Raw genomic sequence first — 14,192 nt, 5'->3', positions numbered from 1 at the left:
TATTTCTCAAAAAAATAATTAATCGTTTTTATTGCATATAAATTCATTAAATGGCATTGTGAATTCGTACCGCAGACACGGTAAAAATCATAAGATTGACAGACGGGAGTTTCACAATGAAAAAGTTAGTTCTGGCTGCATTACTCGCAACGTTTGCAACTGGCGCCGCAGCGGCTGAAAAGATCAATTTTGGCGTTTCCGCCACTTACCCCCCTTTTGAATCGATGGATGCGAACAACAAAATTGTCGGTTTTGATATCGATCTGGCGACAGCATTATGCAAACAAATGCAGGCTGAATGTACTTTTACCAATCATGCTTTTGACAGCCTGATCCCCGCCTTAAAATTCAAAAAATATGACGCGGTGATTTCGGGTATGGATATCACGCCGGAACGCAGCAAGCAGGTCTCATTTACCACGCCTTACTACGCCAACTCTGCGCTGGTGATTGCGAAAAAAGAGACCTACAAAACCTTCGCGGATCTGAAGGGCAAGCGTATCGGTATGGAAAACGGCACCACCCACCAGAAGTACCTGCAGGACAAACACCCTGAGGTAAAAACCGTGGCCTATGACAGCTATCAAAATGCGATTATCGACCTGAAGAATGGCCGTATTGATGGCGTATTTGGCGATACCGCGGTGGTGAATGAGTGGCTGAAAACTAACCCACAGCTGGGCACTGCCACGGAAAAAGTGACCGATCCGCAATACTTCGGCACCGGTCTTGGCATCGCCGTCCGCCCGGATAATAAAGCCCTGCTGGAAAAACTGAACGGTGCGCTGGCCGCCATTAAAGCCGACGGCACGTATAAGAAAATCAGCGATCAATGGTTCCCGCAGTAAGACCGGAAATGAATAAAGCCGCGATAAGCTAACACCGTTAGTTTAAGACCGAGATATCCGGGGCGACCACCGGGTTTGGCGTCCCTCCGGGAACCAAACCCGGTGTTTCCCCTAATCCATTGGCTTAAGTGAACGGTGTAGTGATAAGCGGCTTTATGATTGCCTGACCAGCAGCGTCAGCACTTCATAATGGGCAGTATGCGGGAACATATCGAAAAGCTGGACGCGTTCAATGCGATAACCCGGTAATTCACCGATATCTTTCGCCATTGTCTGTGCATTACAGCTGGAATAGATAATATATTCCGGCGCCATCTGGCTTAAATAGTCACACAGCGCCTTCCCAATACCGCGACGCGGTGGATTGACCAGCACCAGTTCAGGCACGCCTCCCTGAGCGGTGGCAAATTGGGTTGAGTCCAGCGCCTGAAAATGCAGATTCTGTAACCCTAATTCACGGGCGGATTGCTTTGCGCAGGCGATCGCCTCCGGAGCGATTTCAATTCCGGTCAATGTCATCTCCGGCGTCGCGCAGTGCAGGCCAAACCCGCCAACGCCACAGAATAGATCCCACATATGATTGACCGGAAGCTGTCGCACCCAGTCACGCGCCGTCGCATACAATTGACTTGCCACTACGGGGTTAGTCTGGAAAAAGCTCTGTGGGCGGATCCACAGCGGTACGCCGTTAAAACGTTCCGCCAGCGCCTGTTGCTCAGTCAGGAAGATTTCCGTCTCCCCTTCCATGATAGCCATATGCACAGGCTGGATATTCGCGGTAATGACCTTCAGTTGGGGTAACTGCGCCAGTAACCACGGCAACGCCGCACGTAATTGCCCGAGTTTAGCCTCTGAACGCAACACAAAGCGCAACATCATGCCGCCATCCTGCTGGCTTTGTGTCAGCAGGATGTATTTCAGTTCGCCACGCTTGCGCACCACATTGTAGGGCGTCAGTCCAGCCCGTGCGATAAACGGTTTCAGCGTCGCAAAAATGGGGGCGAAAGAGGCAGGGTACAGCGGGCAATCGCAGAGATCTTCCGGCGTGCCATCACGATGAAGCATTCCCAGCAGTGGTTTCTCCACGCTGCCGCTGACCACCATTTTCGCCTTATTGCGAAATCCCTGTTCAGGGCCGCAGACAGGCGCACACCACTCGGTGACCGGGCGTTCGGTCAACAAGTTTTGCAGTTCGGCTGTTTTGGCGGCGAGTTGCTCGCTTATCGGCGCTGTGATCCACTGACAAGAGCGGCAGCGACCTGCGTCATAGAGTGCGCAGTGCATAAGAAAACCTTCAAATTACCAGGGCGGTGATTATACACATTATTGCAGGCGGAAAAACCGGCGGCTGGCGGGAGGAATAAACAGCAGCAGCAAAACCAGCATATCGGGCAGTTTTTGCATCACAAGGGTACGCAGGATCTCACGTTTTGACTCGCCTGCGATGCTGAACAGTTCAGGATAGCCGTACCCCAGCGAAGCCGCCCACAGATAACCGGTCGCAATGACCTGGGTCAGCAGATAGATCCAGCGGGCCCAGTTGCGCCCTTTGACTAACGAAAACGCGCAGAAAATTTCGACAAATACCAGTACCAGACTCCCCAAAAAGACCAGGGTCAGGTTCCATGTCTGCACGCTGCGATGAATAAATTCAGCGATTCCCGGCACGCCAAGCGTGTTAAAAATCATCAGCAAGTCAAGGCCGCGGATCATAATAATGGCGAGCGCCGCCACCTGCACCAAAGCAGGGACATTCAAACGAGCATGTGATGAGGCTGATTTTTTAAAAAATCCCAACGTGTTCTCTTCCGTGAAAGCAATGCCGCGACAAGCGCGGCAGAGTGTAGCCAGGTGGGCAGATTTTAGTTTCTTCAGCCGCGTCTTGCACGCTGGATATCGCGGATCCGTTGTTTTTCCATACGTGCCATCAGATACCAGGCGATAAATCCGACAATTCCGACCACCCCAAGGATCAGGGTCGCTAAGGCGTTTATTTCCGGGTTAACCCCCATTCGTACGCTGGAGAAAACCAGCATCGGTAAGGTCGTCGCACCAGGACCAGACACAAAGCTGGCGATAACCAGATCGTCAAGCGAGAGCGTGAAGGCCAACAGCCAGCCGGAGATCACCGCCGGCATAATCATCGGCAAGGTGATCACAAAGAACACTTTCAACGGTGTGGCGCCAAGATCCATCGCCGCCTCTTCAATCGATTGATCCAGTTCGCGCAACCTTGATGAAATCACCACCGCCACATACGCGGTACAGAAGGTGACGTGCGCCAGCCAGATGGTCAACATGCCACGATCCGCCGGCCAGCCGATAGCGTGTCCCAATGCCACAAACAGCAGCAGCAACGACAGTCCGGTAATGACGTCTGGCATCACCAGCGGCGCCGTTATCATAAACGCAAACCCGGTGGAGCCGCGAAAACGCCCAAAGCGAACCATCACCACGGCAGCAATGGTGCCGAGAATCACCGCCATGGTGGCCGCACAGGCGGCAATGGTCAGGCTCAGGGCGACTGCGCTCATCATCGCTTCATCGTGAAAAAGCTCGCCGTACCAACGCGTGGACCAGCCCGCCCAGACCGTCACCAGTTTGGAGCTGTTAAAGGAGTAAATCACCAGCATCAGCATCGGCGCATAGAGGAAGGTAAAACCAAGCACCAGAATGAAGATTCGCCAGGACGAACGGACTACCGGTAAGTTATTCATCCGTGTTCCCCCGCACTTTTTTGCTGATGTTTGTGGAACCACATGATCGGTACGATCAGCAGTAACAGCATGATAATGGCCACCGCAGAAGCGACCGGCCAGTCACGGTTGTTGAAGAATTCCTGCCAGAGCACGCGACCTATCATGATGCTGTCCGGACCACCGAGCAATTCCGGGATCACAAACTCCCCGACCGCCGGGATAAAGACCAGCATCGACCCGGCAATAATGCCGCCCTTCGTCAGCGGCACGATGACACTGAAGAAGGTTTTCAACGGTTTTGCCCCTAAATCCAGCGAGGCCTCCACCAGCGAATAATCAATGCGCGTTAACGCGGTATAAATCGGCAGTACCATAAACGGCAGATAGGCATACACAATTCCAATGTACACAGCCAGATTGGTGTGCAGAATCGTCAACGGCTGATCGATGACCCCCAGCCACATCAGGAAGTTATTCAGCACCCCGTTGTTTTTCAGGATCCCCATCCAGGCATAAACACGGATCAAAAACGAGGTCCATGACGGTAAAATCACCAGCAACAGCAGGATGTTGCGCGTCGAAGATTTGCTGTGCGCCACCGCCCACGCCAACGGATACCCCAGCAGTAAACAGCAGAGTGTCGAAATCCCCGCCACCTGAAGTGATTGCAGATACGCGTCAAAATAGAGCGGATCGTCCGTCAGTTGCAGGAAATTCCCCAGATTGAGCGTGACAGACAACTGCCCGTCAGCCCACTCCATCAGATTGGTATACGGCGGAATCGCCCGCGCCATCTCCGACAGACTGATTTTAAAGACAATCAGAAACGGCAGCAGAAAGAGCAGGATCAGCCAGATATAGGGCAGCGCAATGACCATCTTGCGCCCGTGCTTCATTTGCATACGCGACATAAACAGCGTGAAATTGCTGTGTTTGTTCACGCGTGCCGGAGGTTCAAGTGTACTCATCTTCGCTCCTTAAACCGTCAACACCACACAGCTGTCCGCATCCCAACACAGACGCACTTCATCGCCCCAGGTGGGTAAACCTTTGCGATAGCGGTGTTCATTCTGTAACTGGGCGCTGATCATCTGGCCGCTTTTCACACGCACATGATAAATGGAGAGATCGCCGAGATAGGCAATATGCACCACTTCACCCACGGCAAAATTGTAACCATCGGCCGGTGGCGCCTCACACAACATGATCTTCTCTGGACGAAGCGCGACATACACCGGCACGTTATCGACAATCGACGCATCGGCATCCACCTTCAACGGATGCACTAGCCCCGGAGAGTCGATCACCAGTCCATTTTCCTGACGGTCTTTCAACAAGCCCTCAAAGACATTCACAGAACCGATAAACTCCGCGCTATACCGAGTGGTCGGATGTTCATAGATCTCTTCCGGCTCGCCAATTTGTACGAACTTCCCGCGATTCATGATCGCAATACGCCCGGCCATGGTCATCGCTTCTTCCTGGTCATGCGTTACCATGACGCAGGTCGCGCCCACGCGTTCGAGGATATCGACCACTTCCAGTTGCATCCGGTCACGCAGTTTTTTATCCAGTGCGCCCATGGGTTCGTCCAGCAGCAGTAACTTCGGACGCTTAGCCAGACTGCGCGCCAGTGCCACGCGCTGACGTTGCCCACCTGAAAGCTGGTGCGGCTTACGTTTGGCAAACTCCTGCATGTGCACCAGCCCCAGCATTTCAGTCACTCGTGCGTCGATTTCGCCCTTTGGCAGCTTGTCTTGCTTGAGGCCGAACGCAATGTTCTGCTCCACCGTCATGTGTGGAAACAGCGCATAAGACTGAAACATCATATTGATCGGGCGTAGATAAGGCGGTACATGCGCCAAATCAACGCCATCCAGGATGATTTGTCCGGTGGTCGGTTGTTCAAAACCCGCCAGCATACGCAGCAGCGTGGATTTCCCGCAGCCCGATGCGCCAAGTAATGCAAATATTTCGCCTTTATAAATAGTGAGATTGACGTCATCCACGGCACTCTGACCGTCATATGACTTAGTCAGATTGCGGATTTCAAGAAGCGGCGTTAGCGCTTTACGGATTTTCGCCTGCGGGCGGAGGATTGGCTCATTCACGGGGTGCTCTCCGGCATAAAACAAAAAACAGGGCAAATTACGCACCATCACGGTGCGCATTGCCGGGTAGCGTGTTAGTTACCCGCCCCACAAAACGTAATGTCCTGCAGGGCGGGTAAGCGTGCGCGTTACCGGGCAATAACCTCAAACGCTTATTTACCGCTCTTCACTTTGGTCCAGGCACGTGTACGAACACGGTCGATCTTCGGATCCTGAACTTTCAGCGTGAACATTTTGGCGCGTACATCCGCTGGCGGATAAATACCCGGGTTGTCACGGACTTCCGGACTGACCAACGTTGTCGCTTCTTTGTTAGCGTTAGCGTAGAACACATGGTCGGAAATGTGAGCAATCACATCCGGGCGCAACAGATAGTTAAGGAACTGATAAGCCTCCTCTTTATTCTTCGCGTCAGCAGGCATCGCAAAGACGTCAAAGAACGCCATCGCCCCCTCTTTCGGGATTGAATAGGAAATATTTACGCCATTTTTAGCTTCTTTTGCACGGTTAGCGGCCTGCCAGACGTCCCCTGCCCAACCAATCGCCACGCAAATGTCGCCATTGGCCAGATCGTTGATGTATTGCGAGGAATGGAAGTAGCGAATATTGGGACGCAGCTTCAGCAACAGCTCGGTTGCCGGGCCGGTATAATCATCTGCCTTAGTACTGTTCGGATCTTTGCCCAGATAGTTCAGCACCGTAGAAAACACCTCTTCAGGCGCGTCCAGGAAAGAGACACCACAGCTTTTCAGCTTCTCGAGATTTTCAGGTTTAAAGATCAGATCCCAGCTGTTCACCGGAGCATCTTCCCCCAGCACCGCTTTCACTTTATCGACGTTGTAGCCAATACCGGTCGTCGCCCACATATACGGCATCGCAAATTTATTGCCCGGATCGTGCTTGGCAACCAGCTTCAATAATTCAGGATCGAGGTTTTTCCAGTCAGGAAGTTTGCTTTTATCCAGAGGTTGAAACACACCCGCCGTTAACTGACGTTCCATAAAGCTCGCGGATGGCACCACCAGATCAAAACCGGTACTCCCGGCCATGAGCTTACCTTCGAGGACTTCATTGGAGTCAAACACGTCATAGATAACTTTAATACCTGTCTCTTTTTCAAAATTAGCCACCGTATCCGGGGCGATATAATCAGACCAGTTATAGATATGAAGGGTTTTTTGTTCAGCAGCGAGCGTGCCGGCAGAGACGGCCATCAAAGCGCCCGCAACCAGACCCGATAGCCATTTTTTATTTAAGGCGGTCATAATCTCTTTCCTTATGAAAATCCGTTAACAAACGAATCAATATTGTCACATTCTAAGATATGCAAAAAATATGCATATTTTTTCATCCGACACAGGTAAAGAAGAGTCGACTCTCCCCCTGCCGTCATTGCTCGCGATATAAAAGCCTCGCAAGAATAACTTTAGCCAGGGTTTGAGACTATAGCTCAGATTAAAAAACGCCTTTTATCAATTTTTTATGCAGGATTTGTCTATGACGTAAAGCGAAACAGCCAGAAAGGAAGTGAATAATTCTTTAAGAAAAGGTTAAATGCAGCATAACGCAATGAAAACAGTAGCCGCTTTGGCAGCGGCTGCTTTTTTTTGAAAGAGATCAGTGAAGAAAATGGTTTTCAGCGCCGTCTTTTTGCGCGTCTTCGTCAGCGCTGAACAAAAGTTGGTGCGCCCCTGCTTCCAGGATAACCATTGAGATCTGCTCTTCGCTCTGACGAACAAACCACTCAAACTGTTCGTACGTCACCCCAGGCATCACGGATAACGACTGGCAGACCACCAGCTTCGGCAGATTGTCATCCTGCATATCGAGAAACGCCTTCACGGTTAACGAACTGGCGTTAATCGCGGATAAATCGGCCGCCAGCGGCAACAGCGCGGAAGGTCTGACTTCCGCCATGGCAGAAAACAGCAGCGTGTTATCCACCAAATCAATTTTTGCGTCGTAGATGCCATCGAAGTTCTGCATATGCGGTAAATGCAGCGCCTGGCAAGTATCACATTCAAAAAAACTCATGCCCAGGTCGTCGAGCCATTGACGCAACGTATCCAGAGTGGGAACGACCAGTGATGTCATAATAATGTGCTACCTCTTACGATGAAAAAATACCGGGCACAGCTTACGCAAAAAGACCGCGTCATACCACGATTAGGGACAATATTGAGATTAGCCACCCGTTTTAAGGCAAAATTCGGCTGTCGCGTGACGTTCAATCCACTGGATCATTCGCCCGGCAATATCAACCCCTGTGGTTTTCTCGACACCTTCCAGGCCTGGCGATGCGTTCACTTCCATCACTAACGGACCCCGCTCGGCACGCAAAATATCGACTCCCGCGACATCCAGCCCCAGCGTTTGCGCAGCCTTGATGGCAATCTCTCGTTCACGTGCCGTAATTTGGGCAATGCTGGCAACACCGCCGCGATGCAGGTTAGAGCGAAAATCGCCCTCTTTTGCCCGCCGTTCGATTGCCGCCACAACCTCGTCGCCCACCACCAGACAGCGAATATCGCGACCTTTGGCTTCCGCAATATACTCCTGCACCAGAATATGCGCGTTAAGCCCGCGAAAGGCGTCAACCACGCTCTCCGCCGCCTGGCGCGTTTCGGCCAGCACGACGCCAATCCCCTGCGTTCCCTCGACCAGTTTAACCACCAGCGGCGCGCCGCCAACCATCTCGATCAGATCACTCGTGTCATCTGGCGAATGGGCGATCCCGGTAATGGGCAAATCAATCCCTTGCCGGGCGAGTAACTGTAACGAACGCAGCTTGTCGCGCGCGCGGGTGATCGCAACAGATTCATTAAGCGGGTAGCTGCCGAGCAGCTCAAACTGACGCAGGGACGCCGTGCCGTAAAACGTTATCGCGGAGCCAATACGCGGGATGACCGCATCATACTGAGGAAGCTGGCGGCCTTTGTAATGAATGGACGACCCTGCCGGACTCACGTTCATATAGCAGGAAAGGGGATCGAGAATATCAACCAGATGGCCGCGTTTCATCGCCGCCTCTCGCAGGCGTTTACAAGAATAGAGCGTTCCGTCCCGGGACAAAATGGCAATTTTCACCCTGCACCTCTCTGAAAGACCTGGTAAAAGCCTGCGTATCATACACTGGGTTATTGCCTTTAGCGCGTCGCCCAGCCTTGTTTATGTAAATATTCCAGAATGAAAGGTCGGTTTTCTTTAATGATGGTACGCCGAATATGATCGCTCCAGGTATCGCGGCGCGTGTTGCTGTCTCGCGTCTGGTAATAGTGCGCGATCTGCTCGTCATAGTGTGCTAACAAAGCAGCATCCATCGGCTGATACTGGTTCTCGTGAACAATCAATCCGGCTGGCAAACGCGGTTTAACCCCAGGATTATCGGCGGGCCAACCGAGACACAAGCCAAACAGCGGCAGCACGTGTTTTGGCAATTTCAGCATTTCCGTTACTGCCTCGATATTATTACGCAGCCCCCCGATGAACACCCCGCCCAACCCCAGGGATTCTGCGGCGGTCAGCGCATTTTGCGCCATCATCGCAGTGTCGACCACCCCCAGCAACAGCTGCTCCGCGAGGCCTAACTGGGCATCGGGGCAAATCTGTAAATGGCGATTAAAATCCGCGCAAAACACCCAAAACTCGGCGGCCTGAGCCACGTGTTTTTGCCCACCAGTTAAGCTTACCAGCGCTTCACGCCGTGTTTTATCGGTAATACGGATGATAGAACTGCACTGCAGAAAGCTGGAGCTCGACGTTCCCTGCGCGGCGGCGATAATCGCCTCGCGCTGCGCATCGGAAAGCGCTTCATCAGTAAAATGGCGAATAGAACGGTGGCCACGCAGTAAATCAATGGTTGGAGTCATGAGGTTTATCTCTGTCAGAACGGGATGAGGTGTCGGGGGTACGCATCATCAGTTGCGGAGCGAGTCGTTGCGCGATTCGCCACATCAGCACGACTGCGGCAGGCAGCATCAGCAGGACGCCAATAAAGATCATCGCTATTTCCGCCAGCGAGGTGTTAAAAGGTGCAGGCAGTGTGAGAGTGTGATTGAGCGATAACAGGGCCAGCGCCAGTATCACCATACCGAAAAACTCGAGTATCAACACACTTTTGGGTAGCGCGCCAATCGTCCGCATATGATGTCTCCCGATGAACGGATGCTCATTGTAAAGCGTTCGGATATACCTTGCTTAACAGATATAGCCTAAAGATATCAAAGCAACAGGTGCAACCTGCTTTTCATCCACGCCATTTAGCGGCATCATTACGGGATTCGCCGTCAGGCTCAGTAAGTTCGAGGAGAGAAACAATGTTTACCGTGATTTTCGGTCGTCCAGGATGCCCCTATTGCGTACGTGCCAAAGAGCTGGCAGAGAAATTAAGCAACGAGCACGACGATTTCAACTATCGCTATATCGATATTCACGCTGAAGGGATTTCGAAAGCGGATCTGGAAAAGACTGTTGGCAAACCGGTTGAGACCGTACCGCAGATTTTTGTCGATCAAAAACACATCGGCGGCTGCACCGATTTTGAAGCATGGGCAAAAGAGAACGTCAATCTGTTTGCCTGATGCGACGTAACGCCCTCGTCATGAGGGCGTTATTCGCTTTTCTTGCGCCGTGGGTCAAACAAATTGCTGATAAATAAAAAGCAGAGTGCCCCAAGCGCACACCAGAACACCGCGCTAAACAACCACGCAAGCTCCTGCCACAAAGAGCGGGTTGGTGTGAAAAAAAACCGCATTAGCAACAGACAACAGGGCGCCGCCAGCATCGCTCCAAACAGGGGTTTAATCACTTCCCTGCGATGGGACCAGAAACTGGCCACGGCACCGGGTAGCGTAAAAAACAGTAACCCAATCTCAGGATGACCTGCAGCCCGAAACGCCCCTTTCACGTTCATCACTAATGAAAGACACACCACAATAAAGAGTACAAAGCAGCAGACAGCGCCTGCCCAACCTTGTTTATGTTTCAATCGTTCCTCCTGACACTATCTCTATCGAACACTCTTTTCGCCCGAAGGCGTCCAGTCAGATAAAGTCATCCGGCATTCCATGCCAAAACACGCCCACACGATTCTTATAGCCGTTGATACGTAATGAGATTAAACTAACCGCATAAATTGCTTTGTTGCTTTTATTTTGGAGGCTGTGCACGATGTCGTCGCCCCTTAATTCATGGCAAAAACATTAGCGTAAATTGTCATTTCTTTCAACAGCTTACTAGTAAACAAGAAGTTAGTCTCCGTGAATATAAACGTCGCAGATTTGTTAAATGGGAATTACATCCTGTTATTATTTGTGGTCCTTGCGCTTGGCCTGTGTCTGGGCAAATTGCGCCTGGGATCGGTCCAACTTGGTAATTCCATTGGCGTTTTAGTCGTCTCATTATTATTAGGGCAGCAGCACTTCAGTATTAACACTGACGCCCTGAATCTCGGCTTTATGCTGTTTATTTTCTGTGTCGGCGTGGAAGCTGGGCCTAACTTTTTTTCCATTTTTTTTCGCGATGGGAAAAATTATCTGATGTTAGCCCTGGTGATGGTGGGTAGCGCCATGCTGATCGCCCTGGGGTTAGGTAAGCTGTTTGGCTGGGACATCGGCCTGACGGCCGGTATGCTCGCCGGTTCGATGACCTCCACGCCGGTGCTTGTCGGTGCGGGCGACACGCTGCGCCATTCCGGAATGGCGAGTTCTCAGCTTTCCGCCGCGCTGGATAATCTGAGCCTGGGCTACGCGCTGACCTATCTGATAGGCCTGGTCAGTTTAATTGTCGGCGCCCGCTACCTGCCTAAACTCCAGCACCAGGATCTGCAAACCAGCGCCCAGCAGATCGCGCGTGAACGCGGTCTGGACACTGACGCTAACCGTAAAGTCTATCTGCCGGTGATTCGCGCCTACCGTGTGGGGCCGGAACTCGTTGCATGGGCCGACGGTAAAAATCTGCGCGAGCTGGGTATTTATCGTCAGACCGGCTGCTACATCGAGCGGATCCGCCGTAACGGTATTCTGGCGAATCCCGATGGTGATGCGGTGTTGCAAATGGGCGATGAAATCGCGTTAGTGGGTTACCCTGATGCCCACGCCCGCCTCGATCACAGCTTCCGTAACGGGAAAGAGGTCTTCGATCGCGATTTGCTCGACATGCGCATCGTCACCGAAGAGATCGTGGTGAAAAACCACAATGCCGTGGGACGCCGTCTTGCGCAGTTGAAACTCACTGACCACGGTTGTTTTCTTAACCGCGTGATCCGCAGCCAGATTGAGATGCCCATCGACGACAACGTGGTGCTGAACAAAGGTGATGTCCTGCAGGTGAGCGGCGATGCCCGTCGCGTCAAAACCATTGCGGATCGCATTGGATTTATCTCCATCCACAGCCAGGTCACTGACCTGCTGGCCTTCTGCGCTTTCTTTATCATTGGCCTGATGATCGGGATGATCACCTTCCAGTTCAGCAACTTCAGCTTTGGGATCGGTAATGCTGCCGGGCTGCTGTTTGCCGGAATCATGCTGGGCTTTCTGCGCGCCAACCACCCCACCTTTGGCTACATCCCTCAGGGGGCGCTGAACATGGTGAAAGAGTTTGGCCTGATGGTATTCATGGCAGGCGTCGGTTTGAGTGCAGGTAGTGGTATCGGCAACGGACTTGGTGCTGTCGGCGGACAAATGCTGATTGCGGGTCTGGTGGTCAGCCTGGTGCCCGTTGTCATCTGTTTCCTGTTCGGCGCCTATGTATTACGCATGAACCGCGCCTTATTGTTTGGCGCCATGATGGGGGCTCGTACCTGCGCCCCGGCGATGGAAATCATCAGCGATACCGCGCGCAGCAACATCCCTGCGTTAGGGTATGCAGGCACCTATGCGATAGCCAACGTCTTGCTGACGCTGGCGGGGACACTCATCGTCATCATCTGGCCTGGCTTAGGATAAAACTGGCGTTTGCCAGTAAGTGAAAATTTTTTGCTAGTTAGTAGAACTTTTCTTAAAGACGTCAGTCATAACTAGTGCCACTGCTTTTCTTTGATGTCCCCAATTTGTGGAGCCCATCAACCCCGCCGTTTTGGTTCAAGGTTGATGGGTTTTTTGTTGCCCGAATTTCAGCCCCCTTCAAATCAGCTAGTTAGAGCACGCTTTTAACGAGTGTGGCGGCAAAATGAGGGCAACGCCAAAATCGGTCGCAGAAATCTGAGTTCCGTCCCTCTGACGTTTTCGTCCTCTTCACTTCTGAACACCCTCGATTCCTGGTCGCCATCGCGACAAGACTGCCAACAGCTATAATTAAAATTCCAACGACAGAAAATAATTTCGAATGGGCTTTTTCGGATATCGAAGTGATTGCATGTATAAGACGTACAACTGTTTCATATTGATAGCGTAAAAGGATTTAGACATGATTTTATTTCTCGTTTTTGTACCCTTGTTAGCCTTACTTGCTCCTGTCCTGGCGGTCATTCTGGTCCAAAAAAACAAAAAACATAAGGCAGAGATTGATTCCCTGACGGTCAGCAATAGAGCCCTTTCGAATCAATTAAGTGAGAGCCAGGAAAAGTTAGCGCAGGCCATACGTGAACTCTCTGAACGGGAAGAAAAAGCAGCCCCCGTGACCTTGCCCTAAAATCAGCAACTGTAATCTAACCTGTTACCCACCTGAGCCCGCTTGCAAGATGCGGGTTATTGCCCATAATTTTGAATGGGCAGACGGGGGATGGGATAACGCAATGTTACTTGAAGGCAAAATCGCTGTCGTTTTCGGGGGTAGCGGCGCAATTGGCAGCGCGGTTGCACATGTAATGGCGCGTGAAGGGGCGCAGGTGTACCTTGGCGCACGCAATCTGGCTCGCCTGGATCGGGTGGCTGGCGAAATCCGCGCCGCAGGAGGAATGGCCGGGACATTTACCCTCGACGTACTCGACGAACAGTCCACCCTAGCGCACACTACGCAACTGGCCCAACAGGCCGGCGGCATTGACATCGTGGTAAACACAACCGGCTTTATTCACGATCAGGGCAAAGGCATCGCAGAATTATATCTGGCCGAGTTCATGCAGGGTATAAGCCCGTTTCTGTCTGCATACTTCAATATATCCAAAGCGGTCATTCCACATATGGGGGGTGAGCGTACAGGAACAATCCTCACGGTCGTTGCTCCCGCTGGTCCGATGGCGGTGTCGGGCCACTCCGGTCACATCGTCGGCTGCGCAGGGATGGAAGCGTTCACCAGAGCGCTGGCCAGTGAGGTGAGCCCGAGAAATATTCGTGCTATCTGCGTGCGTTGTCATGCGATTACCGACGCGGTGCAGGCAGGTTCTTATACCCGCGACGTGTTTATGCCAAAGGCGCAAGCGATGGGATTATCCGTAGAAGAATGGGTAGCGGGCGCGGCGCAAAGCACGATGCTCAAGCGGCTGCCAACACTTTCGCAAGTGGCTGAGGTGATGGCATTTCTCGCGTCGGATCACGCAAGTGCGATGACCGCAACGGTGGTCAATATGACGGCGGGTGCAACGCTCGACGGATGAG

Annotated in this window: 16 protein-coding genes; 5 read left to right on the top strand and 11 right to left on the bottom strand. The window is 52.2% G+C overall.

All coding sequences use genetic code 11. The features are described 5' to 3' along the window. The first annotated feature begins 116 nt into the window (after positions 1-116). The gene (gene artJ, locus AC07NP_RS02430; RefSeq protein ID WP_203358326.1) at positions 117-848 is read left to right on the top strand and encodes an arginine ABC transporter substrate-binding protein ArtJ; all 732 of its coding nucleotides are present in this window, start codon (positions 117-119) and stop codon (positions 846-848) included. Positions 849-1,001: 153 nt separating this feature from the next. On the opposite strand, the gene rlmC is transcribed toward artJ, so the two are convergent. From rlmC to AC07NP_RS02380, 10 genes are all read right to left on the bottom strand, one after another. After that, positions 1,002-2,132 carry a 23S rRNA (uracil(747)-C(5))-methyltransferase RlmC gene (gene rlmC, locus AC07NP_RS02425; protein ID WP_494659464.1) on the bottom strand — a complete coding sequence of 377 codons (1,131 nt, stop codon included), beginning with the start codon at positions 2,130-2,132 and terminating at the stop codon, positions 1,002-1,004. A 39-nt stretch (positions 2,133-2,171) separates the two neighbouring features. Further along, positions 2,172-2,669: a YbjO family protein gene (locus tag AC07NP_RS02420; RefSeq protein WP_494659556.1), complete on the bottom strand. Its 498-nt coding sequence runs from the start codon at positions 2,667-2,669 to the stop codon at positions 2,172-2,174. 50 nt (positions 2,670-2,719) lie between these two features. Further along, a complete protein-coding gene (gene potI, locus AC07NP_RS02415) occupies positions 2,720-3,565 on the bottom strand; it encodes a putrescine ABC transporter permease PotI (protein ID WP_494659463.1) in 846 nt (281 codons plus the stop codon). Continuing rightward, positions 3,562-4,515 carry a putrescine ABC transporter permease PotH gene (potH, locus tag AC07NP_RS02410; RefSeq protein WP_494659462.1) on the bottom strand — a complete coding sequence of 318 codons (954 nt, stop codon included), beginning with the start codon at positions 4,513-4,515 and terminating at the stop codon, positions 3,562-3,564. The genes potI and potH overlap by 4 nt, the downstream gene beginning before the upstream one ends. A gap of 9 nt (positions 4,516-4,524) precedes the next feature. Then, the gene (gene potG / locus AC07NP_RS02405; protein WP_494659461.1) at positions 4,525-5,658 is read right to left on the bottom strand and encodes a putrescine ABC transporter ATP-binding subunit PotG; all 1,134 of its coding nucleotides are present in this window, start codon (positions 5,656-5,658) and stop codon (positions 4,525-4,527) included. 152 nt (positions 5,659-5,810) lie between these two features. Further along, positions 5,811-6,923 carry a spermidine/putrescine ABC transporter substrate-binding protein PotF gene (gene potF, locus AC07NP_RS02400; RefSeq protein ID WP_203358331.1) on the bottom strand — a complete coding sequence of 371 codons (1,113 nt, stop codon included), beginning with the start codon at positions 6,921-6,923 and terminating at the stop codon, positions 5,811-5,813. A gap of 352 nt (positions 6,924-7,275) precedes the next feature. After that, positions 7,276-7,752, bottom strand: a complete 477-nt coding sequence (locus AC07NP_RS02395) for a type III secretion system chaperone family protein (RefSeq protein WP_203358332.1) — start codon at positions 7,750-7,752, stop codon at positions 7,276-7,278. 90 nt (positions 7,753-7,842) lie between these two features. Then, positions 7,843-8,745, bottom strand: coding sequence for a 30S ribosomal protein S6--L-glutamate ligase (rimK, locus tag AC07NP_RS02390; protein WP_203358333.1), 903 nt, complete (start codon positions 8,743-8,745; stop codon positions 7,843-7,845). Between the two features lie 59 nt (positions 8,746-8,804). Beyond that, complete coding sequence (gene nfsA / locus AC07NP_RS02385) at positions 8,805-9,527, bottom strand: oxygen-insensitive NADPH nitroreductase (protein ID WP_494659460.1); 723 nt, start codon at positions 9,525-9,527, stop codon at positions 8,805-8,807. Next, a complete protein-coding gene (locus AC07NP_RS02380) occupies positions 9,511-9,801 on the bottom strand; it encodes a YbjC family protein (RefSeq protein ID WP_494659459.1) in 291 nt (96 codons plus the stop codon). The genes nfsA and AC07NP_RS02380 overlap by 17 nt, the downstream gene beginning before the upstream one ends. A 173-nt stretch (positions 9,802-9,974) precedes the next feature. On the opposite strand from AC07NP_RS02380, the gene AC07NP_RS02375 reads away from it, so the two are divergent. Next, positions 9,975-10,238 carry a GrxA family glutaredoxin gene (locus AC07NP_RS02375; protein ID WP_203358336.1) on the top strand — a complete coding sequence of 88 codons (264 nt, stop codon included), beginning with the start codon at positions 9,975-9,977 and terminating at the stop codon, positions 10,236-10,238. A gap of 29 nt (positions 10,239-10,267) precedes the next feature. On the opposite strand, the gene AC07NP_RS02370 is transcribed toward AC07NP_RS02375, so the two are convergent. Next, complete coding sequence (locus tag AC07NP_RS02370; protein WP_203358337.1) at positions 10,268-10,645, bottom strand: inner membrane protein YbjM; 378 nt, start codon at positions 10,643-10,645, stop codon at positions 10,268-10,270. Positions 10,646-10,916: 271 nt separating this feature from the next. Here AC07NP_RS02370 and AC07NP_RS02365 point away from each other — a divergent pair, with 271 nt between their 5' ends. The 3 genes from AC07NP_RS02365 to AC07NP_RS02355 all read left to right on the top strand — a co-directional run bounded on the left by AC07NP_RS02365 (position 10,917) and on the right by AC07NP_RS02355 (position 14,191). Then, positions 10,917-12,602 (top strand): aspartate:alanine antiporter, encoded by a 1,686-nt coding sequence (locus tag AC07NP_RS02365; protein WP_271444992.1) that lies wholly within the window; start codon positions 10,917-10,919, stop codon positions 12,600-12,602. Between the two features lie 460 nt (positions 12,603-13,062). Then, positions 13,063-13,287 (top strand): hypothetical protein, encoded by a 225-nt coding sequence (locus AC07NP_RS02360; protein WP_494659458.1) that lies wholly within the window; start codon positions 13,063-13,065, stop codon positions 13,285-13,287. 103 nt (positions 13,288-13,390) lie between these two features. Further along, entirely contained in the window at positions 13,391-14,191 is an 801-nt protein-coding gene (locus AC07NP_RS02355) for an SDR family NAD(P)-dependent oxidoreductase (RefSeq protein WP_494659457.1), read from the top strand. Position 14,192: the final 1 nt, after the last annotated feature.

Source organism: Citrobacter sp. GW821-FHT07H02 (assembly GCF_059418505.1).
The sequence above is the reverse complement of the archived record's forward strand: the minus strand, read 5'-3'. Positions and strand labels throughout refer to the sequence as shown.